A 24,794-nucleotide genomic window follows, 5' to 3' on the forward strand; every position below is an offset into this window, starting at 1 on the left:
GTAAGATTTGCGGTAGAAAGATTATCTCTCAAACTGAAATTAGTCGCTTAAAAAAAATCACATAACTAAAATCGGGAAAGTTTATTCTCAAATAAAATATGAATTATGAAATTGATTCACTTATATAGAAGGAACTGATTTAACTGAAGCAAAAGAGTATGAAAAAGCTCAAGAAAAATTTCAATTAGTGAGTGAATCAAAGGGTGCCTCTGAAAAATTATCTAGCTATGCGAAAGAAGATCTTGAACGATTGACACTTTTATTAGAAACGGAAAAAGTGTTAGCGACTGAATTTGATGAAGCGAAGAAACTTTCTGAAGAACAGAAGTATGTAGAATCCAACGCTAAGCTAGAATCAATGTTGAAGACAGATTTTTCACTAATCCGTGATACAACACTGAAAGAAACGATTCAAACACTCGTTGATGAAAACAAAGCTAAACTTGATGAGCTAGCTAAAATTGTGGTTCATAATAAAGAAGAAGCGGCACAAAGGCTAGCGGAAGGAATGCCACAAGTGGCTGGTGCCCACTTCGTTGAAGAAAAAGAGGGAATATACTACTTTACTATTGTGTCAGCACTTGCACGCTGGGAGCTAACAGTCAATCAGTTTGGCGAGTTGACTGAAAAAGTGATTGAAGATCTGAGCCCAGCGGCGAAAGGCATTGATTGGGAACAGATTGCGAGAGATAAAGTAGCGAGTCAGTTCCCTGAGTTCGAAGTTTCTAATTTTGAAGAAGCCGGTGATAATTTAATGAATGTTTTCATAAGAAATAAGGAGACAGGACAAGTCGCTTCTCATGCAGTGGGGTCAATTAATACTGTAACTGGCGCAACATCAGGATTTTAGTGATAGAAAATTAAAGGAGAAAGAGAATGTATAATAGTTATAATTATGAAGAAGCGCATTCAAGTAGTTCTTTTGTGACATTGTTAGTTTTAGTCGGAAGAGTGGCGCTAATCTGGTACTTGTTAGCAAAAAAGGATTGAAATAAAGAAAAATATGTGGAATAAATGAGCCGGATTTCTTACTAACGAAAGGTACACTCACATATGTCACAAAACGAAATAGCGATAAGTAACTGAGTGAGGTTGGGACACATGTGATTCCACTTTTTCTATTTGTTTTTGATTAACAAAATATATTAGGCAAAGGGTGATATGTTATAATGACTAAAAGAAAGTGAGTGAAGAGGTGGGTTCGATGGAGTTTGTAAAAGTAACGGAGTTAAAAGAACAATTAGATTCGTTAAGGCCGCTTAATAAAGATGAAGTGGTGAAACTGAAAGAGATTGAACGAATTGACGAAGTATATAATAGTAATGCTTTGGAAGGAAATACTATTACGCGTTTTGAGACTAAAATGATCTTATCAGAAGGGATTACTATCTCAGAAAAGCCCTTGAGAGAGCACTTAGAGGTGGTTAATCTGAACGAAGCGATAGGCTTTGTCGAAGAGTTGGTAAGCTCTGAGCAACCTCTTAGTGAGCGACTAATTAAAGATATTCATCGTATCGTTTATGATAAACTAGCAATGGATAAATCCAATGTTGGTCAATATAGGCGAATTCCAGTTGAAATCAGTGGCTCGTCATTTGTACCACCAGAACCATTCCATGTACCTGAACTAATGCAGGAGCTAGTCAGATGGGCGAACACCAACCAAAGTGTGATTCATCCTATTGAGTATGCAGTATTATTACATGAGAAATTTGTGACAATCCATCCATTTATTGATGGGAATGGTCGAACGGCAAGATTATTGATGAATTTTGCTTTAACGGGGAATGGTTATCCTCCAATAATAGTTAAAGCAGACCCAACTTCTCGTCTAAGGTATAATCAAACATTGGAGGCAGCGCAGGTTGAGCGAAACATTGATCCGTTTACAGATTTTATCGCTGAATTGGTTATCGAGAAATTAGAAAAAATGATTGCGATTTTAAAAATAAGTGAACGCTTAAGTGAAGAGTGAGCCAAAATGAAGAGGCTATTTTGATGTAATGAAATAGCTTCTTTATTTGTAGAGTCATGAGGCGTAACCGCTATTAGCTTGCTTCAAAGCATAACAATACCCTAGCGATTCTAAAACAAACGCTAGGGTGAGTGTTATGGAGATGCGTAACAGGTAACAGCTACTATGTAGACAGAGTCAGGTACTTTTCGATTTCTGAAGATGATACACTGTTTGAAAAGAAAATGAATTCTTTTCCTTTTCCAGAATTAGCCAAAGTTAACGAATGAGAAAAGAATATTGATACCAGTCTCTGTTCCGAAAGTAAATTATCCCCCAGAAATTGATGAACAAATACTGTATGTAGAAACGAAAAGTGGTTTGATTCGTAAAAAAGATGAAAAACACCATATTTTGGCTCTAAATTATGAAAAAAGTAATGACGATTTTTGGAGAGACAGTACTACTCGAAAGCAATTTTTGGAAAGATTGTCAGTTACAATAGAAGAGTTTGGACTACCAGAGATGTTAGAATTTCAAAGCCCATATAGTTCTCCAAATTTTGGGATCAAAGAATTTTTAGATGTTTATTGTGAACTAGAAAAAACACCACTATTAGTACGATGAATGACATTATGATCTTAAACAATGCTTCGAGGGATTTGAAGTTAAGGCTTAAATTGATGGTAGATTTGGTCGATATGAACAGAAGAAATGTTTAAAAAAAGGATATGTCTGATATAATCAATTCATTAACAGTTATTCCCAATTTTTTTATAGGAATGCACATCAATAGTTTTGAAAATACGATACTTCCGCTTCTATCAATCACCAATATAAAAAATAAAATGGGTGAAGATTATGTTGAAGAAAATCTACTTGAAATTGTGCGAGAACAAACTAGAAAAATAAACCTCATTCACTTGTGATATGCACATAGCTATCATAAGTGACGAGGTTTTTGTTAGTATGATGAGATTTAATAGAAAAAACTATATTTTCATGAAGAGGTGGTTTACTGGTAAAGAAGTGAAGTTCCCAGTTTTTTTTATTATAAGGTGAAATAAGGGAACAGAAAAAAGTGATCAGGTTTTCTGGCTCTATTAAATGATTTCGTCTCTGCTCCGTATAATCTTATGAACAATCCCATATTCTAAGGCTTCTTCTGCACTCAATCAATAATCTCTTGCTGTATCTTCGCGGACTTTATTGATGTCTTTACCAGATTCATTGGCAATAAGTTGATTGAGTTTTTCTTTTGTTCGAATAATTTCTTTGGCAGTAATTTGTAAATCGCTTGATTGACCTTGAGCACCACCGGACGGCTCATGAATCATAAAGCGAGTGTTAGGCAAGCAATAACGCCGATTTTTATCACTAGATAAATAAATTAAAACCCCTACGCTAACAACCCAACCAGAACCAATAATATTAACTTTTGGCGTGATAAAATTAATCATATCAAAAATATAATAACCTGAATCTACATGCCCACCATTACTACTAATAAATAAATTAATGAGGTCATTGCTCATAGCTTCCAGTAGCAATAATTGACTGCAGACATCCTTTGCCAATTGCTCATTCACTTCACCAGAAATAAGAATTGTTCTTGTTTTTATCATCTTTTCAGTCAATAAATCAACCTTTTGTTCTTTTGTATCAGTATCTTGTTTGTAAGCAGGTAATACTGAACGGCTACACAAATAACCTCAAAGCTAGTAAACTATAAGTAATTAGTTCACCACGTTTTGAGGTTATTGGCTGAGTCGGGGATGTTGGCATTGTACTTGAACCGCGTCACTCCATGGCAAATAATCATCCAGAAGATCTGGTTGTTGTAAAAATGGCACATTAGGCAAATGGGTAAATAGATACTCCAAATAACGCGTGGCGTTTAGCCCATTCGCAATCGCAGTTTCAACGATACTGTGTGCCAAGGCATTGGCTTGTCCCCCTGCCATACTTGTGCTGAACAGGTAATTTTTTCTGCCCATCACAACGGCTTTAATACTCCGTTCACTCAAATTGTTGGAAAGAGCTAATCGCCCATCCTCCAAAAAACACCTTAGCGAAGCCTGTTGATTCTGTGCGTAGCGAACAGCTTCTTGTAACTTCCCCTTCATCGTATGAAACGAACTTAGCCAATCAAAGAAGGCTCCAACAATTGGTTGTGAACGCTCTTGTCGAGCTTTGAGTCGTTCTTCAACGCCTAAGTCTTTTGCCAAAAACTCTCGTTCCAAACGGAAAAGTTGATCACAGTACTCTATCCCGATGGCGGCTTGCCCTCTCTTATCAGCGCAATCCACGAATTTTCTACGAACATGACTCCAACATCCTACTTGGCAAATATTCGGTAGATTTTGATAAGCACTATAGCCATCGGTTTGTAAATAACCGCTGAAATTTGCCAAGGTTTGTTCAGGCACTTTCTTTTCTCGTGTCAAGGTTGACTGATAGAGGACGATGGGCGTTGGGCAGTCAGCCATTGTTCGAAAGAGCCAAACACGCACTTCCGATGTGGCTGGACGACCGTCAGGTCGTCTTAAAATCTGATAAGGGGTTTCATCAGCCATTAAGACCTCTTCCTTGACCAATTCTTGATGAAGTCGATCGTAGATAGGGGTCAACCAATCATGGCTTCCTCGAATGACCCAATTGGTCAAAGTTCGATGGCTGACATCTAGCCCCCAAGTCAACCATTCTTTCACTTGACGGTGAAGCGGTAAACACATTTCATATTTTGGGTGGAACAGTTGTGCTAAGATTGACGGACTTGAAAGACTATTTTGAATCGGCTGCTTTGCTGCCTCTGCTCGTTTGATCGAACAGGTTTCGCCAGCTTTACAGGTAATGCAATGGTACGTCTGTTCATGATAGATTCTTTTTTCTAGGCGAGCGGGTATAAACACGAGTTCTTCTCGTGTGGTTTTTCCCATCTCATTCATCTGAGTCCCACAGACTTCACATAATTTTTCCTCATCCATTAAGTCTAAATGGATTTCTTCCAAAATAGGAAGATGTTTGGTGAGTGCTGCTTTTCTACCAATTACTTTTGGTCGCTTCTCAATGAAAGTGTCAGCGGTTTTTTCTTCAGTTGTCTCTGCTTGGTCGAAAAAAGACTCATCTTCATCCAATAAAGAGAGTTGATTCTCATCGACCTTTTTTTCACTAGACGTCCCAAATAGCTTACGTGTCAAATACTCGATTTGTTCAGCCAAGCGCTCAATTTGTTGAGCTTGATTCTCAAGTTGAATCCGCTGCTGTTCATTTGTTTGGACTAATATTTTTTCTAGTTCTGTCAATTAGATCACCCACTTTCTATCTTGATGTCTTGTTATTATTATACCATAAATAAACAACGTAAAACAGCTGAATCCCAATATTATCAAGGGTTTAAGCTGTTTTCTTAAGAGAGATAACCTAGTGTTGCCGGCATAATTGCTTTAGGCTGTTGGATAGACAACCCTTCCAATAACCAGCGAAGCTCTTGACTAGTTAATTGCCGAACCTCGTCTTGATTTCGAGGCCACTGGAGTCGACCAGATTCGATGACTTTATACAATAAGAGAAACCCATCTTGATCGAAGTATAAGGCTTTGAACCGATCTTTCTTGCCACCACAAAATAGAAAGAGAGCATCATCGAACAGATCAAGTTGATAGGTGTCGGTGATAATTGCTGCCAATCCTGTAATCCCTCGTCTCATGTCAGTCCTTCCACAAACGATGAATAGATTTTTAACTTGGCTATAATCAACGAGCACTGGTTTTCAACTCCTTTAAAACAGTGAATAAAATGTACTTGTCAATCCCATTGTACAAACAAACTTCCGTCTCTCCCGTTGTTAACTTGCAAGCGAGAGACGCTTTAGGCAAGGGGATCTGTTTAGTAATAGGCTTGTCTGTCAATTGAACGGGGACTATCTTAGATTGTTGACTCATTTAGTTTCCTCCTCAGGCTATTTGATACCCCAAGTATAGACCGAAGAAAAAGGCTTGCCAATCCGTCGAGTATTACCTACTTACTCTTGTTTCATCGTTATGTCATTGCTTCGTAAGAAGAATAGCTAAATTAATGGAAAAAGACCACTCATTTAGCTTGAAAACTAAAATAAGAGGTCTTTTTCTCCCATGCACGGCTCCTTACATATCCTTAATGTGATGCGGCTAATGGCAGATAGGCCATGATAGCTGCTCGTTTCCCAGCTTCAGGCTCGGTTCTTTCTTCATCGATACCATACATATTTAGAGTAGTGTTATTGAAATGAGAATCAATTTGAGCAATCGTTGGTGTTACTAGTTTTTCGTTGTTAATGCTGGAAAGAGCATAGTAGCTTGAAAAATAATCAGCACTGATCTTTTTTCCAGTTAATAAGAATGCTTGATTCTTAATTCGTAAATCAATTTGGATAGTATCATTTTGAATGGTGATTGTTGAAGAACTAACCTCGGTATCAAACCCATAATAGAGGTCAAATTTAGTGCTGTTTCCTCTAAATGATTGGACAGATGCCGTTGGTTCATTCCATTGTTCACTTTTAACTCTATATGATTGGTTTTGCGTTTGGATTTGTGGCGATTGTTGCCAAGCATGTGCTTCTGTTGGGGAGATTCCCAAAGAACTCAATGATATAATCAGGCTCAATAGTGCAATAGAGATTAGTTTATTTTTCATTAAATTACCACCTTTATAGTTATTGGAATATCTGCTTCTATTTGTAACAAGAGCGTCGTGCTTATGGGAGAACTGGATCAATGGTCTAGCTGATGGTTAGTTGATTAGAACGGTTCATTTTTCATTAAAATGAGCATACTTGTATAAAATCGTTCTAAAAATGCACCATTTATGATCGAGTAGATTTATAATAGCAACGATTGATCTAATTGTCAATTAGCAAAAAAATGGTAGTATTGATTTATAAAACTAGCTATAAAAAGCATAATAAGACATAAAGTCAACATACTCCAGGCACTATGTATATTTCAATATTGCCGTTATTCTTAGCAGTTTACAGCTTAGAAATAAGGGACATCGAAGTTTACGTAGCGCTCGGAGCAAAACGACTTTTGTCACAGCTCCCTTATAGATATTCAAATAGGTACAGTAAATAAAATGACAGCGCACACGTATAAAACTTTCTTTCTTTTCGATTAATCACTGTATAGGTGGCATATTGAAAGAAGATGACAGGCAAAACCAAAATTAGAAATACTGCCAAAGAAATTAAATTAAATTCAGTCGTTTGATACTCATCGGTCCCATCATATTGACGAGAGTCAACTATCTAGCCAATAACACCTAATACAAGTAACCATATACTTTTGGAAATCCACCACTTTTTTATTATTTGATTTGTCATAAGTTTTCCCTTCATGTACTTATTGTACATAAAAAAGTGCCAATAGCTGAAATTTTTATCTAATCTGAGGCACATAGTACTGTACTTAATATGTAAACTTTGAGCAGTATATATCACCCAAAAAAATAATCTTTAACTGTTAGTTTTTGGGCTAGCAGTTAGAGATTATTTTCATTATCCAAAGGGGAAAGTGAATCACAAAGAGAAGGAAAGAGCGAAAACACGTTCTTTAATATAGTTGACGAGTTTCTTCCAATCATTAATATCAGCTACTCGATATAAGTAAAAAAAGTCCGCCTTAAACGACTCAAATTCATAACAATCTGAAATGATTAAATCTGCTTGATTAGGTTCACCTGTAAATTGTAAGGTATCTGGATTGAAGATGGTACATAAACGTTCTTTAATTAAGGGGTCACCAATTGGATTAGTAGAAAAATGAATGCAGAGAGTGAGTGCTTTTTTCTTTCGAGAACTAATGACTCGTCCAGTTAAAAAGAACTCGAAAAAATGGTAGTTCTTTGGGATGGGATATCTTTTATGAAAATCATTGAGAAAGGCCTCGACATCAGAAGAATTAAAAGACGACAGAGATGTATCGGTTCCATGCCAAATGTTAGTCGCATTATAAGTGGTCAAAATACTGGGTAAGTCAATCCTAAGATAAAAAACATGCAGGTAAAAAAGGACATAGCGGTAAAAAAAGGACTCATAATCTTCTTTTGTTAATTGGATCTGAAAAAAAGCACTAATTTCAGACAAAATTGCTCGACTGTGATCAACGATAGGATCATTCAATTGTAAGAGTTTTTCAGTAATTAAGTGAATATTTTCTGCTGAATCCAACTCAGTTAAATTAGCTCTCAGAATATAATTAAGAAATAGCTTTTCCTGCCATAATGGGTCAGCACCTAAATCATCCTCGAATGAATCAAAGAGTCCGCTTAAATCATTAACACTTAAAAAGACGGCCAGTATTGCTTGAATGTTAGGTTCCATCTTTATGGTTTCCTTTCGTCGCAATGATCGCCAAAAAGTAAAAAGCATGATGTAGTCAAATTGTTTTCTTTTTGAAGGGAGCTCAGAAATAGACAAAGGGACTACCATATTTTTGGTTAATTGTTGATATTCATCTTCAGTTGTTTTAAAAAAAGGCCACTCCAATCCTTTATAAGTGTACCAATAAAAATAATAATGAAAGGCTCGCAGATTTTTTTCTTCAAAAACAAAATTAATATACTCATCTGCCTCAGTGAAATTAAGAGAAATATTAAATGGTCTGAGGATTTTTTCAACTCGTTCAAGTTGTCGATAGACAGTTGATTTACTTGCTGATAGGACCTCGGTTAATTCGGCAACAGACGTGTACTTTTGTCTCATCAATACACGAATAAGGATAAATTCAGTCGAATTTTTAACATAAAATAAGTGTAGAGAGTCAATATAGTATGGGATAAGATCAGCAGATATAGTACTGAGGATGATATTCCCTTTGTGTATTGTTAATGTCAGAGGCTTATCTTTAAAAATAAGTAGTTCACTTTGTAAGTCTTTCAAATAACGACTAAGGCTTTGTTTTGAAAAGGAAAAATCTTCTAAAACGACCCTAAATGTGACTGGCGAATGGGACAGCAGGTACCTAAATAACTCTAATTTATTAGCAGAGGGAGAATCCAGAAATAACATGACAGTGGTCAACTCCTTTTCTTTTAGTATAGAATGTCGAACAAATTTTGTCTATTGAAACAATCTAAGAGAAAAGGAGAAAATAGTTAAGTTAGATAGATTCACGAAGCCTGATATTTCGCTTGCGAATGTGGTGATAGATGGACGCTTTTGATAGCTGACAGTTATTTGCAATTTCCGTTACGGGAGTGTTGGAATTTTCGTATAGTCTTAGGGCTTTTTCCAGTCGATTATCTAAGGGGGGACGCCCCAATTGAACTCCTTTGGACTTGGCAACATCTAAACCAGCTACTACCCGCTCTTTGATTAATTCAGCTTCCATTTCAGAGAAGGCGCTCATAATGGTAAAAACCATTCTTCCCATAGGGGTTGAAGTATCAATATTATTTTGAATACTAACAAAATTTATTTTTCGTTGATTAAAGTCTTCTAACAGAAGAATTAAGTGCTTGGTACCTCGTGCTAGTCGATCTAGTTTAAAAATGACAAGTGTATCTCCAGGTTTTAAAGAATTTAGCATTTCTTCTAGAACCGCTCGATTTGTTTTTCTGCCACTTTGAAATTCAGTATATATATGGTCGACTCCATAATCATTAAGAGCAGCAATTTGAGAGTCCAATTTTTGATGATTAGTACTTACTCGAGCATATCCAATAATAGCCATTGCCTTACCTCCTTTTTGTATTATCGATATAATAGCACAAAAATAGGGGGGAGTTGTCTCAAGGTTTGTCTCAATTTTTCGTTACGGAATGGGAAAGATCGTAAGCGTCAATGGATTAAGCGGAAACATGACGACAAGAAATTCCTCTTTTTTTTAGGTTATAATAAATCGCAGGTATTGAAATATGGCATTTTTTTGAGATTTCTGCGACGGTTAAATCTGTTTTTTGATACAGTTGAATGGCTTTGTCCACTTCTTTGGTTCTGCTAGGGCGTCCAAGCACAGCCCCATTTTCTTTAGCAGCGTCAAGTCCTGCAAGAACCCGTTCACGTATCAACTCAGCCTCCATTTCTGCAAAAGCACTCATCACTGTGAAGAAAAAGCGACCCATAGGTGTGGACGTATCAATATTATTTTGAATACTAACAAAGTTGATGTTCCGCTGATTAAACTCTTCTAGTAGTTGTAAAAGCTGTTGGGTTCCTCTAGCTAATCGATCTAATTTGAAAATGACAAAGGTGTCTCCAGGTTTTAATGCTGCAAGAGCCTTAGTTAATTGAGAGCGTTGGTTCTTTCTGCCACTTTCATATTCTTTATAGAGTAGGTCAATACCATAATTGGTCAACGCTTTTTCTTGTGAATCGAACTTTTGATGATGCGTACTAACTCGCATGTAGCCGATTATTGTCATAAAAAGTCTCCTTAAAAAGTGATAAAAATTTTGTCAATATGTTGTTCATTGTAAATGTTCTTTTAAGGGAAGTAGCATCTTTGTTGTATTTTAGTAACAATCATCTAAACGACCAAGGGCAATGTGTTTTGACCTGCCTTTCACCTTACATTTTTTATCGTTCAAAAAAGTTACTAAAAAAAATTCTTGACAATCCTATAACCTTATAATAAACTATTGATTTTTAGACGGTAAGATAACGATTGTTATTTCATCTAAATGAAAATTAGAAATACCATTATAACGGGATTTTGATTTTTTTTTTGTTTAAACACTGCATATTTCTTGCACGTCTAACAAACAATAGTTATTTAGACGGTAAAAAGATTGATTTAACAGCATTTAATGGCAATTAACACAATATGTAAGGAAGGGTGAGGGAAATGAGTTTATATGGTTATGTTCGAAAAGCTTATCCCCTGTCAACAACTGAACAACTAACTGAACTTGTAGGATATGTTTGCACTGAAATTTTTGTTGAGGAGAATGATTTCGACAGAAAAGATGAGTTGAGATATTTATTGGACAAGCTAGTTCCACAAGATCAAATAATTGTGTCAGATCTTAGAGTTTTTGCTAAACCATTAAAAGAGTTAGCAAAATTGATCCAAGTACTAGATGAAAAAGCAGTTCGTTTAATAAGTATCCATGACAAACTGGACACATCAGTTAAAAGTAGTTTAGCAGACCATCTAGCGACATTAATGAAAATGGAGAATAACCATAAACAATTTGTTTACCAAAAAAGATATGATCAAATCAGACTTTCTGGTAAAGCGGTTGGTAGACCAAAAGTAGATGAAGAGGTCATTAGACAAATAAAATTTTTATTTGATAATCAAGGATTGACCATGAGAGAAGTAGCAGAAAAGTGTGGTGTTTCATTAGGTACAGTTCATAAGTACTTAAACTATTAAATGGGTTTCTGCATCCCTTCTTTCATTTGGAGAAATTAAGTGTAAAAGAGAAAGAAGGGTGTTTGAAATAGATATAGCAAGAAGTGGAAGGAGGAAGAAATGAAGAAAAGAAATAAGCAACAAACGGTTGTATTTCTGGCTATTTTTAGCATAGTACTAAGTGTTCTATTTTCAGCATCAGGCACAAAGCTTGTTGGGAAGGAACAAACACCTAAACCTAAAGTGGCTGATTCTATCACAGTTGGAAACTTTAGTACATGGGCATCTGGAGATTTGCAGGAAGCTCAAGTGGCTACAAAGACTTTTTTAGACAGTCAAGTTGTTAATCAGTCTGATCCCGACAAACGAATTTATAAAGGGAATACTGAATGGACAGAAGGGTCTCTAATGGCTTTAGCTAAGGCCTACGAATCAAGTAAGCAGGGAGGTGCTGGGGTCAGTTCAGACTTAGGCCGAATGCTATTAATTGAGACCGTAAGAAAACTGGAATTAGCTATCAAAGTGGATCAATATGATCCTGTTGTAACGGCTCTAAACAACTACCCTGAATCAGATGGTAGCTATCAGTTGGAATATGATTTACCAACAGTTTTAAGTCTACCATTGGATAAAACCAAGAAATACGACATCATGTTTGTGTTGGACTGGTCGGGATCTATGTGGGATGGAACAATAAATGGCTTAGGTACGAGACCTCTACTACATCAAGCTGCATTAGTTCATAGACTTTCTCAACACGTTATTGAACATTACAGTGGGAGCCGTATTTGGTTGTTAGGCTTAGCTGCTCAGACTCGAAATGGTCTGCCGATACCTTATACAAACGCAGATACGGGCTTCTTTAATGATGTCACTGATCCAGCACCGGCATGGCAAAATAAAGTAGATGCAGCGTTTCCTTTGAATGCATTAGTGCCAACAAATAGGGAAGACAATATTACTGGGAATGTGAGAGAAGCAGTAACAAGAATGGATCAGGCGTATAATGAAAATAACCCACAAAGCAAATTTAGTGGTAGAGATCCAAAAGCAACACCAGTAATTGTCTATATGAGTGATTTTCAATTAATAAGTAGTCCTGCTCTTGGTGTCAATCCACTAACGGACTACCCGGCTTATCTTAGTACGTTCAATAGAATGGCAGCAGCTGATGACTCAGATCCGACGACAAAACCAATTTATTTAGCTGTTAGGTATGATCATAATGGGAACAACCTAATTTGGTCAGGGGCTGAGTATAATAATCTTCAAAACAGTGTGACTAAAAATGCTATGCCTGCAAGAAATAATTGGAATTGGATGTCAGTTAATGCAAGCAATGCAAGAACAGCGGCTGATGACTTTTTGAAAATGTTTGGAGATTCACTTCCGAGTTTCCCTTCAAGAGGGTATAAAGCAACGATTAATCAAGCGGGATTCAACTACAATGCAGGTTCCTTTAAGTCTGCTAATAATGCCGCATTACAAGCAACAACTGATAAAAGTTTGACAATCAAACATGCAATTGATCCTGATAATGGTAGTTACTCGGTTAAATTTGACGAGTCTGTCGTTGAGGCAATGGGAAGCAATGGAAAATTATTGCAACCTAGTAGTAAGTTAAACTTTGATGCGGGAGTTTATGTAGACTATGACCGTTCATTTAACGGCTCTCCTAATCTGTTTTATCCATATACCGAAGCAGCTGTAGAGGTTTACAACTACAAAGGGACAGGAGATAAGGCGGATGCAGCTAACTATGAGTTGCAAACGACTATTGTAGGCGACAAATTTAATTCACATGGTGGTACCGCAGCATATTCACTGAAAAGTGCTCAGTTATCGTCAGTACGTTATGGCAAAGCTGTTGCGAAAGCAGACGCAGTTGATATAGTCAAAAATGCTATGACAGCAGATATGTTCAAAAAATTAGACTTTTCAGATCCTCACATGCTAGCTAAGGACTCTCAGACTATGACCTTTGATGCTGCTAACAATGTCTATAAGCTTTATGCAGAGTCTACTGAGTCATCGATTACGTTGGAGTATTATGACATCGAGACTAAACAGCCGATAACAGGTGTCACTTCTGATACCTTAAAAGGACTAGTTGGCGAATTAGCAGGTGTGACAGCAAAAGCAGTTCCAGACTATGAGTATAAAGAAGCCAGCGTTCCTGATTTATCAGCGGTTGTTTATACCAAAGAAAATCAAACAATTAAGTTATATTACCAACGAACAAAAGCAACAATCAAAGTTCGATTTGTGAATGATGATGGCGATGAAATTGAAACAACGATTAGTCTGCCAGCTAAAACCAATGATGTCGTTGATTTAGCTCAAGTTACAGAAGTTCAAGATAAAATTAAAAAATTAACAACGACTGATTTGTACGAGTTAGTTCCTCTTGCAAGTGAAGTTGTGACCGTTAAGCCAGGAGATAATATCGTGACCTATACCTTTATTGGGAAAGTCTCTTTGACGGCCACGCCTGAAATGATCTTTAAAACAGGTTTTGTCAGCTCGAAGGAACAGTTGTTAAGCTATTCAAGTGACACGCCTTTCACTTTAAATGTGACCGATAAGCGTGGACAAAAAACGCCTGTTAATGGTAAAAAACGCGGACAATTCCAGATTTCCGGTTCATTAACAGCTCCTTTTATTCATAGTGGAAGCCAATCGGAACTATCGAGTGCGAAGCTAATGTACAACGATGGGACAATTGAGCAGGAGATTTCAGCGACAGGTGCAAGTGTTCATGAACAGGATCAAGTCAGTCCAGAGATGACTTATGGTATTTTATTGTCTAAAAAAGATAATAAACCGCAAGAAAAAGGTTTAAGTCTGTTGGTTCCTAAAGGTAGCTCTATTCTTAAGGGAACATACAATGCCGAAATTACTTGGGACCTCATTGAAGGACCGTAGAAAGGAAGGAGAGTAATTGATGAAACGACCATTATGTTATCTGGTACTCCTTTTGCTTGGTCTTAGCGTCGGGGTTCAAGTTGAAGCGTCTCAAAGCAATGGAAAAGGAACTGCAGATATTGGCTTTATCCAAGGCGATCAAAAACCGCCAAAGCCGGAACCAAAACCAGACCAACCCCCCAAAAAAATCATAATGTTGCCTCAAACAGGTGAAAAATCATCAGTTGATGGTTTCGCCATAGGTGGATTCTTATTGGTAGTAGTGGGGTTAGCGGTGTATAAAAAACGATCGATCAATTAAGTGAGTTAACTAATTTATTAGTTTACTATATAAAAAAAGAAAAAGGATGGTATTTATGAAAAAGAAAGTATTAGCAAGTGTTTTATTAAGTTCAATCGTGTTATCTACAGGGGTATCAGCTCTAGCAGCGACAGGTACACCTGCTAAAACAAAGGGAGATGCAGGCTTTGTCGTTGGGGATCGACCAGATGTTGTTAAACCAGAAGAAGGCCCAAATGAACCACAAATTTTAGATCCAGATGTTGACGATAATGGTGTAGTAGTACCATTACCAGAAACAGAAGGAATTTATGTCACACATTTACCAAATTTTTCATTTGGTAACGACAATAAAACGTCTATTAAGACAGAAAACTATCAAGCTGAATGGGAAAAACGGACAAGAGGTAATAAGGCTGAGACTTTCTATATGCCTCACTCTGTCCAAGTTGCTGACCTTTCAGGAGCAAATAAAACATGGAAATTATCAGTGACACAAGATGCGGCATTTGCTTCAAAAACTAGTACAGCTGGGTTAACTAACTCTCGTATCCGCATTTTAGGTAATACCTTCACGAATAGTGGTAAAGCAGCGGCTGATTTAGTTGGTAAAATTACAGGGGTCGCGTTGACAGATTCTGACGCAGCTGTAGCTAACTACACTGCAATTCCAATGGCAGGCGAAAGCACTGGGGCTTTAGATGTTTTAGCAAACACTGAGGCTGGTTTTACAAATAATACCTATACATCAGCTGTTTTTGATAACGGGTATTTAGAAGAAAACTATACACCAACATTAACTCCAAATACTAGTAAATATGACGGTGTTAAATTAAATGTACCAGCTTCTGATCAATCTAAAGCAGAAGCTTACAATACGAACTTAACATGGACATTAACTGTAGAGCCATAGACAGACAAGAGCATTAAATTTAAAAATAGAGGAGAGATAAAGAATGACAGCAAAATGGATGAAAATAAGTGGATTATGTGCAGTGGCTTTAGGGACACTTGCATTAGGTTATCAACAAGTGGACGCAGCCACTGATACTGCTAAAACAAAAGGTGACGTAGAATTTGTTGTCCCAAGTGATTATGAGGATATTATTAAACCTGGTACGAACGATCCGATTCAAATTCCTGGTGGACAAGCTAAAGTAGGTGGAGTGCAATTACTACATGCTCCTAATTTTAACTTTGGCTCAAATCCATTAGCGCCTCAAGGAGATGATTTCCCAGCTCAACATGAAACCTATACAGAAGGTGGAAAAAATAACCCTACTACAACAGGTTACGCAATTCCACAATTTGTTCAAGTTGGGGACTTCTCAGGTAAAGTTGGGACAGCTTGGAAAGTTGAAGTGGAACAAGATGCAGTCTTCGCAGATACAGCTAAGACTCACTCATTAAAGGCATCACGGATTAACATTTATGGTGAAACACTTACTAATAACTTTAAGCAAGCCAATGTTGCTAACATGGTGACAGGAATATCTGTACCAGCCAACGGTAAAGTGACGATTCCAGTTAATACGGCAGACACTACGGGACCAATTACGGTTCTTTCATCAAAAGAATTATTGACAGAAGAAGGCACAACTAATGCGACTACCTCGTCAGTTGTCTTTAAAAAGGACTATAAAGAAGCGGATTATGGATCAGCAGCAACAGCAGCACCTGATTCAGCTCGTTTATTAGCTTATGAAACAGATCTGACTTGGACATTAACTGCTGAGCCAAAACCTTAATAAGTGATCTAACAGACTAACTTAAAAATTCCCGATCTATATCGGGAATTTTTATTTCGTGAAAGAAAGGAAATTAAAATGAAGCAATCCGTACACACTAAATTCGTGAAACTGTTGATGGTGCTTTTGACTGCGTGCACTCTTGTGATGGTCATCTCACCACTATCTGTTAAGGCAGAAGAGGGGACCTTGACAGTTGATATTGTTCCGCCAGACAATCAAATTGATAAAGAAGCTGGCTTCTTTGATTTGAAAGTAACCCCTGGTCAAGAACAAGAGCTGATCTTAAAAATAACTAATACAGGTGACAAAGAAGTCAGTGCTAACATTGAAGTCAATCCAGCTTTTACTGGTGATGGTGGCGCGTTTGTATACACACGTCCAGCTTCAGAACGGGATGAAAGCATGCTACTGCCGTTGTCAGACTTAATCACTGCTGATGAAATGGTCAGCTTGCCACCGAAAGGGGTAGTAGAGGCCAAATTATCATTAAAGGTGCCAACTGAGCCTTTTGAAGGGGTTATTTTAGGAGGGGTTCGAGTAAAAGAAGCACCCGCTGAAGAGAAAAAAGAGGGGAAGAAAGAAAAAGAAGGCTTTAATATCACCAATACGGTGGCCTATGTTAAAGCAATTCGTTTAATTGAAACAGAGACGTTACCTGAACCAGATATGAAGCTAAAGAGCATTAGTGCGACACAGCTAGTTGGCCGTAATGCCGTCAACGTGACACTGCAAAACCCAACAGCAACCATTATTAATAAAGTGAGCTATGAGGCTAAAATTTATAAAAAAGGCAACGGGGATGTTCTACATGAACGGAAAGCGGATAATTACCGTGTAGCACCAAATACCCAATATAATTTGCCTGTTAGCTGGGAAAATCAACCCTTTGTAGCTGGTACCTATGAACTAAAGCTGAAAGCGACAGCGGAAGGAAAAGAAAAACCTTGGGAATTTAGTCAAGAATTTACCATTAGTGAAAAAGAAGCCAAGGAACTAAACGATAAAGCCATCGATTTAGAGAAAAACTATACATTGTTGTTTATTGGCATCGGAGTAGGCGCTCTTATCTTAATTATTTTACTGGTGATTCTGATTGTCTGGCTAGCTAAAAAAAGAAAAATCAAACAAAGAAGAAAGAAAAAAAGTAGATCTAGTAAAGGAAAGAAGGAGACACGATCGAATGAGTCAAGAAAATCCCATAGATAACCAACTGGAAGACAATCCGGCAGCCCAAGAATCAATGGAGTGGCAAGAGCTAAATCAAGAGGAGACGATGGAAGAAGTAAGTGTTCGTCCGATTAGTTTTTATGTCACATGTGTCTTAATGCTACTTGTTGTCCTAATTAGTGGTACTGCTTTCTATATCTTTTATCCATTTCAACAGAAGCTGACAGGGAATTGGCAGAACGATGATTTAGGTATAACGTTGAGCAGTAAGCAAAACCATTGGGAGTTGGAAATTCCCAATTATCAAAATGTGTCGGGATTTTCTATAGTGTATCAAGGTCAGTGGCAAGGGAGTGGGAGTAATATATTTGATGGCAAAGAGGTCAAGGTTCAAGTGATCCTCGATAAGCAGTATATTGATCCAGACCAACTTAAACAATTAAAGCAAAAAAGTGAGCTTTATAAAGAGATTGATGACACATCTAAAATGCTACGACTGGAATATACAGAAGCGGGCTTACTTCAATTATTTCAAACTAAAAATGTGGACAGTTATTTTCATTTTGCTTTAGAGCCGCTGAGTGTGCTTAAGAATGAGAAAGAACTCTATTTAAACAGTGCGTATTTTTCTGACACTCGCTTGCTTTTTACTAAAAGCAAGACAAAAAAATAGTAAAATGGGTTATTTTTATGAGGGGATTAGCAAGTGAGGTTAGAAAAAAATATATAAAGGTGTGTGTTACAATGAAAAAGCGTTTGATTTTAATGGGTATAATCGGTTTATTTAGTATTGCATCAACAGGATTTCTTAGTGAAGCGACTGTTGCAGAAGCAGCAACTAAGGTAACGGTAAAAGAAAAAGTTCCAGCAAGAAATGGAGTATATTTTTCAGCAAAAGACAGAGGTAATTCCGTGGCCTTAACGTCAAATTTAGCTTATTTACAATTATCAAATATTCCTAAGGGACTAAAGTTAGTTGTAGGAGAATTTGATTTTATTAGAGGAACGGGTTTTTCTAGTTTTGAAGAAGCAGAGTTACAGCCTATGGGCAATAAAAATCACTATTTAGTTAATTATCAAGTATCACCAGATAAATGGTTTATGTTTGCGTATGTAGATAGTAGTGGTAATATTAAGGACTACTTCTTTTTACAACCATCTAAGTAATTAGCTGTTAATCCCCTCACATAAGTAACTTATGACTCATTATAAGGGGTATAAATAATTAAACGAGTGGCTATTGAGAAGGTTCTCCTTCAAGTAGCAACATTCGCGAATTATGGGGAAAATGTCATGTGGATTTTTTGGTCGAAAGGAAAGTAATCAAGCGAAAGATAAACATCCGTCAAGTCGTTAAGGAGCGACTTATGTTTGTTAAATCGTTACGGTCAAAACAGCTAAGTGAGTATATGGAGGTAATGAATGAAGAGTTTTTTATTTGTTATCTTTTTTGTTGTTTAATAGAGTATTTTTTTAATGTTGTAAGCAGGTAATAAAAACACAGCTAGAAATTAATAGGACCGCCATGTTAACTTGATAATTCCAGTTAACATGGCGGTTCTATTATTGACGAAAGAAAACTCAATTGTTCCTGTTATCCTGACAGATATTTCAAGAATGCAGTCATTAATTTCTATACAACGGTTAAAACTAGCCGAAGTTAGGACATAAAGGCATTTTGTTACGAGCACTAAACTGAGTTAATGTAATGTATTTATGAGGAAGATTACTCTAAAAAGTGTTTAATTTTAACAACTGATTGAGCGACAGGCGTGTTTATGTACATCTTTAATGGGGAGCCAGAAATAAGAAAAGTCGTGTGCTCAAAATTTAATAAGCCCATCTGTGGATGCTGGATTTCTTTATAGATATCCTCATCTTTTTCTATATCATAGGTTTGCCACAGCTGTTTAAAAAGCTCACTGTTGTTGGTTAACGACGTAACCACTTGTTCCGTACGTTGATTCCCTACTAAATGACTGTAGGAATGTCGAAAAATGGCTAAGGTTGTCCTGGCTTTTTTTTCCCATTGCGAACCAAATAGTTTTCTGTATTCTTCATCCATAAACATAATTTCCAATAAATTTCGTTTTAAAACAGGCAACTTTTTAAAATCAACAAAAATATGTGCAGAAGCATTGTTCCAAGCTTTAACATCCCAACTATTATCTAAAATGGTAACAGGTGAGTACGTCATATTATCAATAACATGTTGAACCATAGGGTTGACTAATTGGTCAACAGGCAGCTTTTCGATTGGAAAAACTTCCGCTAATTGAAACAGATAATGAATTTCCTTCGTGTCCAGTAAGAGTGTTTTCGCCACGTTCTCCAAAATGGTGGCTGATACATGAATATCTCTGCCTTGTTCTAACCAAGTGTACCAACTGATACTGACGTTAGACAAAAGAGCCACTTCTTCTCGCCTTAGCCCAGCGGTTCTTCTTGTGCCATAGCCGAGGTTTAATCCCACTTGATCGGGCGTTATCCGCTCTCTGCGAGACTTTAAAAATCTGCCTAATTCCTTCTTTTTTTCTATGGACATGTGTTGCCTCCTTTATTTTAGTTGTTATTTATTATAATAGGATAAATGACGTCCTAGTTGTTCTTTTTCATAAACAGTATGATAGACAAGGTAAGGGGAAGTAAGAAAGGAGCAAGACAAATGAAACAACGCTTGATAGCAAAAGATAAAGTAGGGGCAGTTGGTTTAGGATGCATGGGAATGAGCCACGCCTATGGCCCTTCATCTAAGAAAGATAATGAAAAAGTATTGGAGCGAGCTATTGAAATCGGCTGTAATTTTTGGGACACAGCTGATTTTTATGGAGCAGGTGAAAACGAACGATTATTAGCTAATGTACTTAAGGAGCACCGCCAATCTATTTTTCTTTCGACAAAGGTTGGCAATGTCTATGATCGTACCATGACGTCTCATCAAGATCAGGTAACAAATCAAGCCGAATGGATTGTTGATGGGACCGCTGAGTATATAAAAAAAAGTGTGGACAAAAGTTTGTTACGATTAGGTGTGAACCATATAGATATGTATTACTTGCACCGAATCGATCCGCTAGTTCCAATCGAAGAATCAATTAATGCCATCGCATCGTTGATAAAAGAGGGCAAGGTACGTTATTTAGGACTTAGTGAAGCGTCTGCAACGACTATCAAAAAAGCATCTAGCGTCCATCCCGTAACAGCATTGCAGACAGAATATTCCATATGGAGTCGAGACGTTGAACAAACGATTTTACCGACATGTCGAGAACTCGGAATAAAGCTGGTCCCTTACGCTCCGCTTGGTAGAGGATTGCTAACTGGGAAAATTGATGAGCTAAGTGATCAGGATTTACGAAAAACATTTCCACGTTTTCAAGAAAAAAACATAGAAAGAAATAGTCTTAGTAACTCTATTATCAAACAAATAGCTCAAAAATACAACGTAACTCAAGCACAAATTGCATTAGCGTGGTTATTGTCAAAAGGGGAAGACATTTTACCTATTCCAGGAACAAGACATGTCAAGTATTTAGAAGAAAATGTAGCGGCAACGACGATTACCTTATCCCTCAATGACATCAAGTTATTGGATGAAATAAAAGTAGCAGGTGGTCGCTTTCCGACGTATTTAGAACGCTTAATCGATAATGACTAACAAAAGGAGATTACAATTATGACAAACACTCAAAAAATTTGGTTCATCACTGGCGCCTCTACAGGTTTTGGAAAATCACTTACCTTAAAGTTGCTTGAAAATAATTATTCAGTTGTAGCCACAGCAAGAAATCCAAAAGATATTACAGATTATCTTGATGGGCAGGACAACGTGTTGGTATTACCATTAGATGTAACAAACAAAGAGCAAGTATCATCAGCAGTTAAGCAAGCAGTTGCTCATTTTGGAAAAATTGATGTGCTAGTCAATAATGCTGGTATAGGTTATTTTTCTTCCATTGAGGAAGGTGAAGAAGAGGACATTCGCAAATTATTTGAAGTGAACGTTTGGGGCTTAAAAAATGTCACGACAGAAATCCTGCCATTAATGCGACAACAACATTTTGGTCACATTATGAATATATCTTCCGTGGGAGGGATCAAAGCCTTCTCAGGGTTTGGCTTTTATCATGCCACTAAATTTGCAGTTGAAGGATACTCAGAATCGTTGTATCAAGAAGTAGCTCCATTGAATATTGCTGTGACATTAATTGAACCAGGGGACTTTAAAACAGATTTTGCCGGCCGTTCTGCGACAGCTAATCAGACTCAAATAGCTGACTATCGTCAGACAGCAGGAAAAAATATTAAAGGTTTAGGAGAGTTAAGTGGCCATCAACCTGGGAATCCTGAATTAGCTGCTGAAGCGATTATTAACATGTACGAAAGTGTTGAAAAGCCACCGTTAAGATTGTTACTTGGAAGTGATGCGTATATGCATGCGAGAGAAAAAATTCAATTAATGGAGAAAGACTTCAAGGATTGGCGAGAGATTACGCTTAGTACCGACTATTAGAAGAAGACTTGGACAGAGAGTGTCGTTTTTACAAGAATAAATGTCATATTCATCTTTTAGTTAATATGACATTTTTAAAGTGACTGCTGGTATATAATAGTTATTGAGAACACTTCTTTTTGATAATGTTTGCTTGCACTTACATTATCAAAAATGGGGAGGTTCTCTTTTTTAGTCGATTTCATTCGTTACATACCAGTGAAACAACCATTTATTTCCCAGATGGATACGGTAAAATAAAATTGAAGTTGTATGATCGTCAAAAAGAGAAGGATACCAAATAAACGAAACATCATTAAATGAGTTTATTGAATCAAAATTAGCCGAAGCAAATGAAAAAAGATGACTTTAAGATCATAAGTACGGTGAAAGGCTTAGAGCTGATAAAGAAGATAATAGAAGTTTTAAGTCACCATGCAGTAAAGGAGAAGACAATAAACACATAATCATTCTATTGCCATTGGTTATGTGTTTAGAAGAAGCTTTAGGCATAATAATTGGAGTTGGATTGGGTGTAGTAGGAATAATTTCTAGTAAGAAGAAAATGTGGCATATTTTGCAAAATAAGTAGAAAAGGGATGGGACACATTTGTCCCACCCTTCCATTTAAGCTATTGTGGTTCACCTCAAGGAAATTACTTATTGTCCATTTTCTTTACAATGAAGTAATCTTTTACGATTGTAGGGTTTTTCTTGTCCACATACATAATAATGATGTTACTGTTAGCGAGTGTTCTGTCTACTTGGATAGCGTAGTATGATGGAATCATTGGCTTACCTAGTGTTAAAGGTTGGATATTGTAAACACCTGTTCCACCTTGAAAATCAAGCTCGCCAATTTTTAATTCATATAAAGGATTAAGCTTCTTCAAGTTAAAAAGAATAGAGGCTTTTTTATTTTGAGTAGTATTTACTTCAACTGTTTCTTTTATTTCTTGTTTAGGAAAGTACAAGCCATTTCTTGATGGAAAGACTAAATCAACAGGCTGTAATTTTTCTTTGACTGTAACGGAAATATATTTTTCAATATCGCCGAAATTAGTGGCGGATAATACTAGGATATCTGTTGTGCCTGCTTTTTTTCCAGTAATAGTTCCATTATCATCAACATCGACGATTGATTCATTCATTGAAATCCAAAATAGTTCTTTATCTGTCGCATTTTCAGGTAAAACAGAAGCCTTAAGGGTTAGGGATTCTTTAAGATATAATTCGACCTGTTCTGCCTCAACAATAATTTCCTTAGGAGCAATTTCGGTTACTGTAACAGAAATATATTTAGTAATTTTACCATTAGCTGTGGTGACATCAATTACTGTAGAGCCAGGATTTACGCCCTGAATACGTCCAGTTGCATCAACCGTAGCAATATCCTCATCAGTTGTCTCCCATGTTAATTCGTTGTTTACAGCATTTTCAGGTAAAACAATTGCATTAATATTGGCTGACTCACCGATATTTATAGTAATGTCCTCTTTGTCAAGTTGAATATCATCAGCTTGAATGCCATTATCTAAATGTTCTGAGATAAAAGTGAAGTACTCTGTATTTATTTTTGTTCCATAATTATAGTTAGTAGACGCATAAGCAACGACTCCAATAACCTGTTGTTGTTGATTGTAGATAGGAGAACCGGATTGACCGCCCATTACATCCATATCAAAATTAATTCTCGTTTTTGTTTCTCCAACAACTTTTCCAGAGGCTTTCCAAAGAGTCGCCCATTCTTTATCACCAGGATAGCCAGAGGTACTTACTGGTGTATCAGTTCCGACGGTATCAGTCAAAACGAAAGGCATTGGTGTAACAACGTCTCCAATACTTTTCCCATTGTTGGGCTCAATGGTAATAACGGCGATGTCGCTGTCAGGACTGTGAGTATCAATGTAGTGTTGCGGGATAAAGACTTCTTTAATTTTGAACTTCCCATAAGGTAAAATATCACCGGTCCTTCCAGGAGCAACATAGATACTGTTTTTGTTTGGATTATCACGGAATTTATTAACAACATGTGCAGCAGTTAATACCGTATTTTTACCAATGACAGTACCTGAGCCCATGCTTCCATCAGCCGCAATAAATGTCGAACTTTGATAAGGTGCGATTGTCCCATCAATAATTTGTTGACGATCATCAGACCCAATAATCGTTCTGTTTTCTACTTCTACAGCTTGTGTCTCAGGAACAAAACTAAGAAATGATGCTCCTAGTAATAGCATACCTAATAACCCTAATTTAAATTTTTTCAAAATAACTAATTCCTTTCTTGTATCAACCATTAAACTATAGTTTATAGAACAATAGTTTAGATACAACTGCTTGTACTTGTTACTGTCATGACTATCAAAAAACAACTACCTTATAAAAGCATTTTATTCTGTTCAATTCGACAATAGGCTGAACAGGATATACAAGTATGGCAATACCAGATAAACCAAAATAAAAGGAGTCCAATAGTTGCACTCTAGCTTGTATTTTTTTGCTTAAAAATTGCCTTATCAGTTCATTTATCATTCCTTTTTCGTTTGTAATGTTGTTAATTATAACAATTAATATAAGAAAAGTAAAGGCCACAGGATAGCGTTATAACTAGTTTTTAAAATCCTTTCATCGAAGTGTCCTTGTACCGTACACATCATTACAATTTATTTAGGTTAGCTTTGTTTTTCGTTCGAATAACTATTATAATATAGATGAGGTGGGAAGGCCGACTATTGCTTAAATAATCGGAACAAGAAATAAAACAAAGTAATAGCGACATCAACCGACAAGCCCCCAAGAGAATCCTGCTTCTCTTGGGGGCTACTAATTGTGCTCATCATTTACATTATTGTTATTGTAACTATCATTATAGTGAAATAAGCAT

The 24,794-nt window shown here is 36.8% G+C and carries 24 protein-coding genes; 13 read left to right on the forward strand and 11 right to left on the reverse strand.

Translation table 11 applies throughout. The features are described from left to right. The first annotated feature begins 187 nt into the window (after positions 1–187). The 3 genes from AC5KOD_RS07170 (at position 188) to AC5KOD_RS07180 (ending at position 2,581) form a co-directional block, all read left to right on the forward strand. On the forward strand, positions 188–850 hold the full coding sequence (locus tag AC5KOD_RS07170; RefSeq protein WP_496913860.1) for a hypothetical protein: 663 nt from the start codon (positions 188–190) through the stop codon (positions 848–850). A 354-nt stretch (positions 851–1,204) separates the two neighbouring features. Next, positions 1,205–1,975 carry a Fic family protein gene (locus tag AC5KOD_RS07175; protein ID WP_496913861.1) on the forward strand — a complete coding sequence of 257 codons (771 nt, stop codon included), beginning with the start codon at positions 1,205–1,207 and terminating at the stop codon, positions 1,973–1,975. A 279-nt stretch (positions 1,976–2,254) separates the two neighbouring features. Next, the gene (locus AC5KOD_RS07180) at positions 2,255–2,581 is read left to right on the forward strand and encodes a hypothetical protein (RefSeq protein WP_496913862.1); all 327 of its coding nucleotides are present in this window, start codon (positions 2,255–2,257) and stop codon (positions 2,579–2,581) included. A gap of 548 nt (positions 2,582–3,129) precedes the next feature. On the opposite strand, the gene AC5KOD_RS07185 is transcribed toward AC5KOD_RS07180, so the two are convergent. The 9 genes from AC5KOD_RS07185 to AC5KOD_RS07225 form a co-directional block, all read right to left on the reverse strand. Next, the gene (locus tag AC5KOD_RS07185) at positions 3,130–3,660 is read right to left on the reverse strand and encodes an ATP-dependent Clp protease proteolytic subunit (RefSeq protein ID WP_496913863.1); all 531 of its coding nucleotides are present in this window, start codon (positions 3,658–3,660) and stop codon (positions 3,130–3,132) included. 51 nt (positions 3,661–3,711) lie between these two features. Continuing rightward, positions 3,712–5,259, reverse strand: coding sequence for an IS66 family transposase (gene tnpC, locus AC5KOD_RS07190; RefSeq protein ID WP_496913864.1), 1,548 nt, complete (start codon positions 5,257–5,259; stop codon positions 3,712–3,714). 104 nt (positions 5,260–5,363) lie between these two features. Then, entirely contained in the window at positions 5,364–5,720 is a 357-nt protein-coding gene (gene tnpB, locus AC5KOD_RS07195; RefSeq protein ID WP_496913865.1) for an IS66 family insertion sequence element accessory protein TnpB, read from the reverse strand. Continuing rightward, positions 5,710–5,898 (reverse strand): hypothetical protein, encoded by a 189-nt coding sequence (locus tag AC5KOD_RS07200; RefSeq protein ID WP_496913866.1) that lies wholly within the window; start codon positions 5,896–5,898, stop codon positions 5,710–5,712. Before AC5KOD_RS07200 ends, tnpB begins: the two co-directional genes overlap by 11 nt. Before the next feature lie 211 nt (positions 5,899–6,109). Next, positions 6,110–6,631 carry a hypothetical protein gene (locus AC5KOD_RS07205; RefSeq protein ID WP_496913867.1) on the reverse strand — a complete coding sequence of 174 codons (522 nt, stop codon included), beginning with the start codon at positions 6,629–6,631 and terminating at the stop codon, positions 6,110–6,112. Positions 6,632–7,037: 406 nt separating this feature from the next. Then, on the reverse strand, positions 7,038–7,241 hold the full coding sequence (locus AC5KOD_RS07210; protein WP_496913892.1) for a DUF3923 family protein: 204 nt from the start codon (positions 7,239–7,241) through the stop codon (positions 7,038–7,040). 270 nt (positions 7,242–7,511) lie between these two features. Continuing rightward, on the reverse strand, positions 7,512–9,002 hold the full coding sequence (locus AC5KOD_RS07215) for a helix-turn-helix domain-containing protein (RefSeq protein ID WP_496913868.1): 1,491 nt from the start codon (positions 9,000–9,002) through the stop codon (positions 7,512–7,514). Positions 9,003–9,093: 91 nt separating this feature from the next. Continuing rightward, a complete protein-coding gene (locus AC5KOD_RS07220; protein WP_496913869.1) occupies positions 9,094–9,666 on the reverse strand; it encodes a recombinase family protein in 573 nt (190 codons plus the stop codon). Between the two features lie 115 nt (positions 9,667–9,781). Beyond that, the gene (locus AC5KOD_RS07225; RefSeq protein WP_496913870.1) at positions 9,782–10,357 is read right to left on the reverse strand and encodes a recombinase family protein; all 576 of its coding nucleotides are present in this window, start codon (positions 10,355–10,357) and stop codon (positions 9,782–9,784) included. Positions 10,358–10,779: 422 nt separating this feature from the next. On the opposite strand from AC5KOD_RS07225, the gene AC5KOD_RS07230 reads away from it, so the two are divergent. From AC5KOD_RS07230 to AC5KOD_RS07265, 8 genes are all read left to right on the forward strand, one after another. After that, the gene (locus tag AC5KOD_RS07230) at positions 10,780–11,313 is read left to right on the forward strand and encodes a recombinase family protein (RefSeq protein WP_496913871.1); all 534 of its coding nucleotides are present in this window, start codon (positions 10,780–10,782) and stop codon (positions 11,311–11,313) included. Between the two features lie 99 nt (positions 11,314–11,412). After that, on the forward strand, positions 11,413–14,217 hold the full coding sequence (locus AC5KOD_RS07235) for a MucBP domain-containing protein (protein ID WP_496913872.1): 2,805 nt from the start codon (positions 11,413–11,415) through the stop codon (positions 14,215–14,217). A gap of 19 nt (positions 14,218–14,236) precedes the next feature. Continuing rightward, positions 14,237–14,518: an LPXTG cell wall anchor domain-containing protein gene (locus tag AC5KOD_RS07240; RefSeq protein WP_496913873.1), complete on the forward strand. Its 282-nt coding sequence runs from the start codon at positions 14,237–14,239 to the stop codon at positions 14,516–14,518. A 55-nt stretch (positions 14,519–14,573) separates the two neighbouring features. After that, complete coding sequence (locus AC5KOD_RS07245; protein ID WP_496913874.1) at positions 14,574–15,410, forward strand: WxL domain-containing protein; 837 nt, start codon at positions 14,574–14,576, stop codon at positions 15,408–15,410. 43 nt (positions 15,411–15,453) lie between these two features. Next, entirely contained in the window at positions 15,454–16,245 is a 792-nt protein-coding gene (locus tag AC5KOD_RS07250; protein ID WP_496913875.1) for a WxL domain-containing protein, read from the forward strand. Between the two features lie 78 nt (positions 16,246–16,323). Next, positions 16,324–17,454: a WxLIP family cell surface protein gene (locus tag AC5KOD_RS07255; RefSeq protein WP_496913876.1), complete on the forward strand. Its 1,131-nt coding sequence runs from the start codon at positions 16,324–16,326 to the stop codon at positions 17,452–17,454. Beyond that, on the forward strand, positions 17,429–18,088 hold the full coding sequence (locus tag AC5KOD_RS07260; RefSeq protein ID WP_496913877.1) for a hypothetical protein: 660 nt from the start codon (positions 17,429–17,431) through the stop codon (positions 18,086–18,088). The genes AC5KOD_RS07255 and AC5KOD_RS07260 overlap by 26 nt, the downstream gene beginning before the upstream one ends. A gap of 71 nt (positions 18,089–18,159) precedes the next feature. Continuing rightward, the gene (locus tag AC5KOD_RS07265; RefSeq protein ID WP_496913878.1) at positions 18,160–18,582 is read left to right on the forward strand and encodes a hypothetical protein; all 423 of its coding nucleotides are present in this window, start codon (positions 18,160–18,162) and stop codon (positions 18,580–18,582) included. Between the two features lie 559 nt (positions 18,583–19,141). On the opposite strand, the gene AC5KOD_RS07270 is transcribed toward AC5KOD_RS07265, so the two are convergent. Next, on the reverse strand, positions 19,142–19,960 hold the full coding sequence (locus AC5KOD_RS07270) for a helix-turn-helix transcriptional regulator (protein WP_496913879.1): 819 nt from the start codon (positions 19,958–19,960) through the stop codon (positions 19,142–19,144). Positions 19,961–20,080: 120 nt separating this feature from the next. Here AC5KOD_RS07270 and AC5KOD_RS07275 point away from each other — a divergent pair, with 120 nt between their 5' ends. Together AC5KOD_RS07275 and AC5KOD_RS07280 are read left to right on the forward strand one after the other, a co-directional pair. Continuing rightward, positions 20,081–21,073, forward strand: coding sequence for an aldo/keto reductase (locus AC5KOD_RS07275; protein WP_496913880.1), 993 nt, complete (start codon positions 20,081–20,083; stop codon positions 21,071–21,073). An 18-nt stretch (positions 21,074–21,091) separates the two neighbouring features. After that, positions 21,092–21,928, forward strand: coding sequence for an oxidoreductase (locus tag AC5KOD_RS07280; RefSeq protein ID WP_496913881.1), 837 nt, complete (start codon positions 21,092–21,094; stop codon positions 21,926–21,928). A 635-nt stretch (positions 21,929–22,563) separates the two neighbouring features. Here the strand turns inward: AC5KOD_RS07280 and AC5KOD_RS07285 are convergent. Further along, positions 22,564–24,177, reverse strand: a complete 1,614-nt coding sequence (locus AC5KOD_RS07285; protein ID WP_496913882.1) for an Ig-like domain-containing protein — start codon at positions 24,175–24,177, stop codon at positions 22,564–22,566. Between the last annotated feature and the right edge of the window lie 617 nt (positions 24,178–24,794).

The organism is Vagococcus sp. WN80Y (genome assembly GCF_059621045.1).

Coding starts and splice junctions, on each gene's coding strand:
- AC5KOD_RS07175 (WP_496913861.1), top strand. CDS start 1,205: ATGGAGTTTGTAAAAGTAACGGAGTTAAAAGAACAATTAGATTCGTTA.
- AC5KOD_RS07200 (WP_496913866.1), bottom strand. CDS start 5,898: ATGAGTCAACAATCTAAGATAGTCCCCGTTCAATTGACAGACAAGCCT.
- AC5KOD_RS07205 (WP_496913867.1), bottom strand. CDS start 6,631: ATGAAAAATAAACTAATCTCTATTGCACTATTGAGCCTGATTATATCA.
- AC5KOD_RS07215 (WP_496913868.1), bottom strand. CDS start 9,002: ATGTTATTTCTGGATTCTCCCTCTGCTAATAAATTAGAGTTATTTAGG.
- AC5KOD_RS07220 (WP_496913869.1), bottom strand. CDS start 9,666: ATGGCTATTATTGGATATGCTCGAGTAAGTACTAATCATCAAAAATTG.
- AC5KOD_RS07225 (WP_496913870.1), bottom strand. CDS start 10,357: ATGACAATAATCGGCTACATGCGAGTTAGTACGCATCATCAAAAGTTC.
- AC5KOD_RS07230 (WP_496913871.1), top strand. CDS start 10,780: ATGAGTTTATATGGTTATGTTCGAAAAGCTTATCCCCTGTCAACAACT.
- AC5KOD_RS07235 (WP_496913872.1), top strand. CDS start 11,413: ATGAAGAAAAGAAATAAGCAACAAACGGTTGTATTTCTGGCTATTTTT.
- AC5KOD_RS07240 (WP_496913873.1), top strand. CDS start 14,237: ATGAAACGACCATTATGTTATCTGGTACTCCTTTTGCTTGGTCTTAGC.
- AC5KOD_RS07245 (WP_496913874.1), top strand. CDS start 14,574: ATGAAAAAGAAAGTATTAGCAAGTGTTTTATTAAGTTCAATCGTGTTA.
- AC5KOD_RS07250 (WP_496913875.1), top strand. CDS start 15,454: ATGACAGCAAAATGGATGAAAATAAGTGGATTATGTGCAGTGGCTTTA.
- AC5KOD_RS07255 (WP_496913876.1), top strand. CDS start 16,324: ATGAAGCAATCCGTACACACTAAATTCGTGAAACTGTTGATGGTGCTT.
- AC5KOD_RS07260 (WP_496913877.1), top strand. CDS start 17,429: ATGAGTCAAGAAAATCCCATAGATAACCAACTGGAAGACAATCCGGCA.
- AC5KOD_RS07265 (WP_496913878.1), top strand. CDS start 18,160: ATGAAAAAGCGTTTGATTTTAATGGGTATAATCGGTTTATTTAGTATT.
- AC5KOD_RS07270 (WP_496913879.1), bottom strand. CDS start 19,960: ATGTCCATAGAAAAAAAGAAGGAATTAGGCAGATTTTTAAAGTCTCGC.
- AC5KOD_RS07275 (WP_496913880.1), top strand. CDS start 20,081: ATGAAACAACGCTTGATAGCAAAAGATAAAGTAGGGGCAGTTGGTTTA.
- AC5KOD_RS07280 (WP_496913881.1), top strand. CDS start 21,092: ATGACAAACACTCAAAAAATTTGGTTCATCACTGGCGCCTCTACAGGT.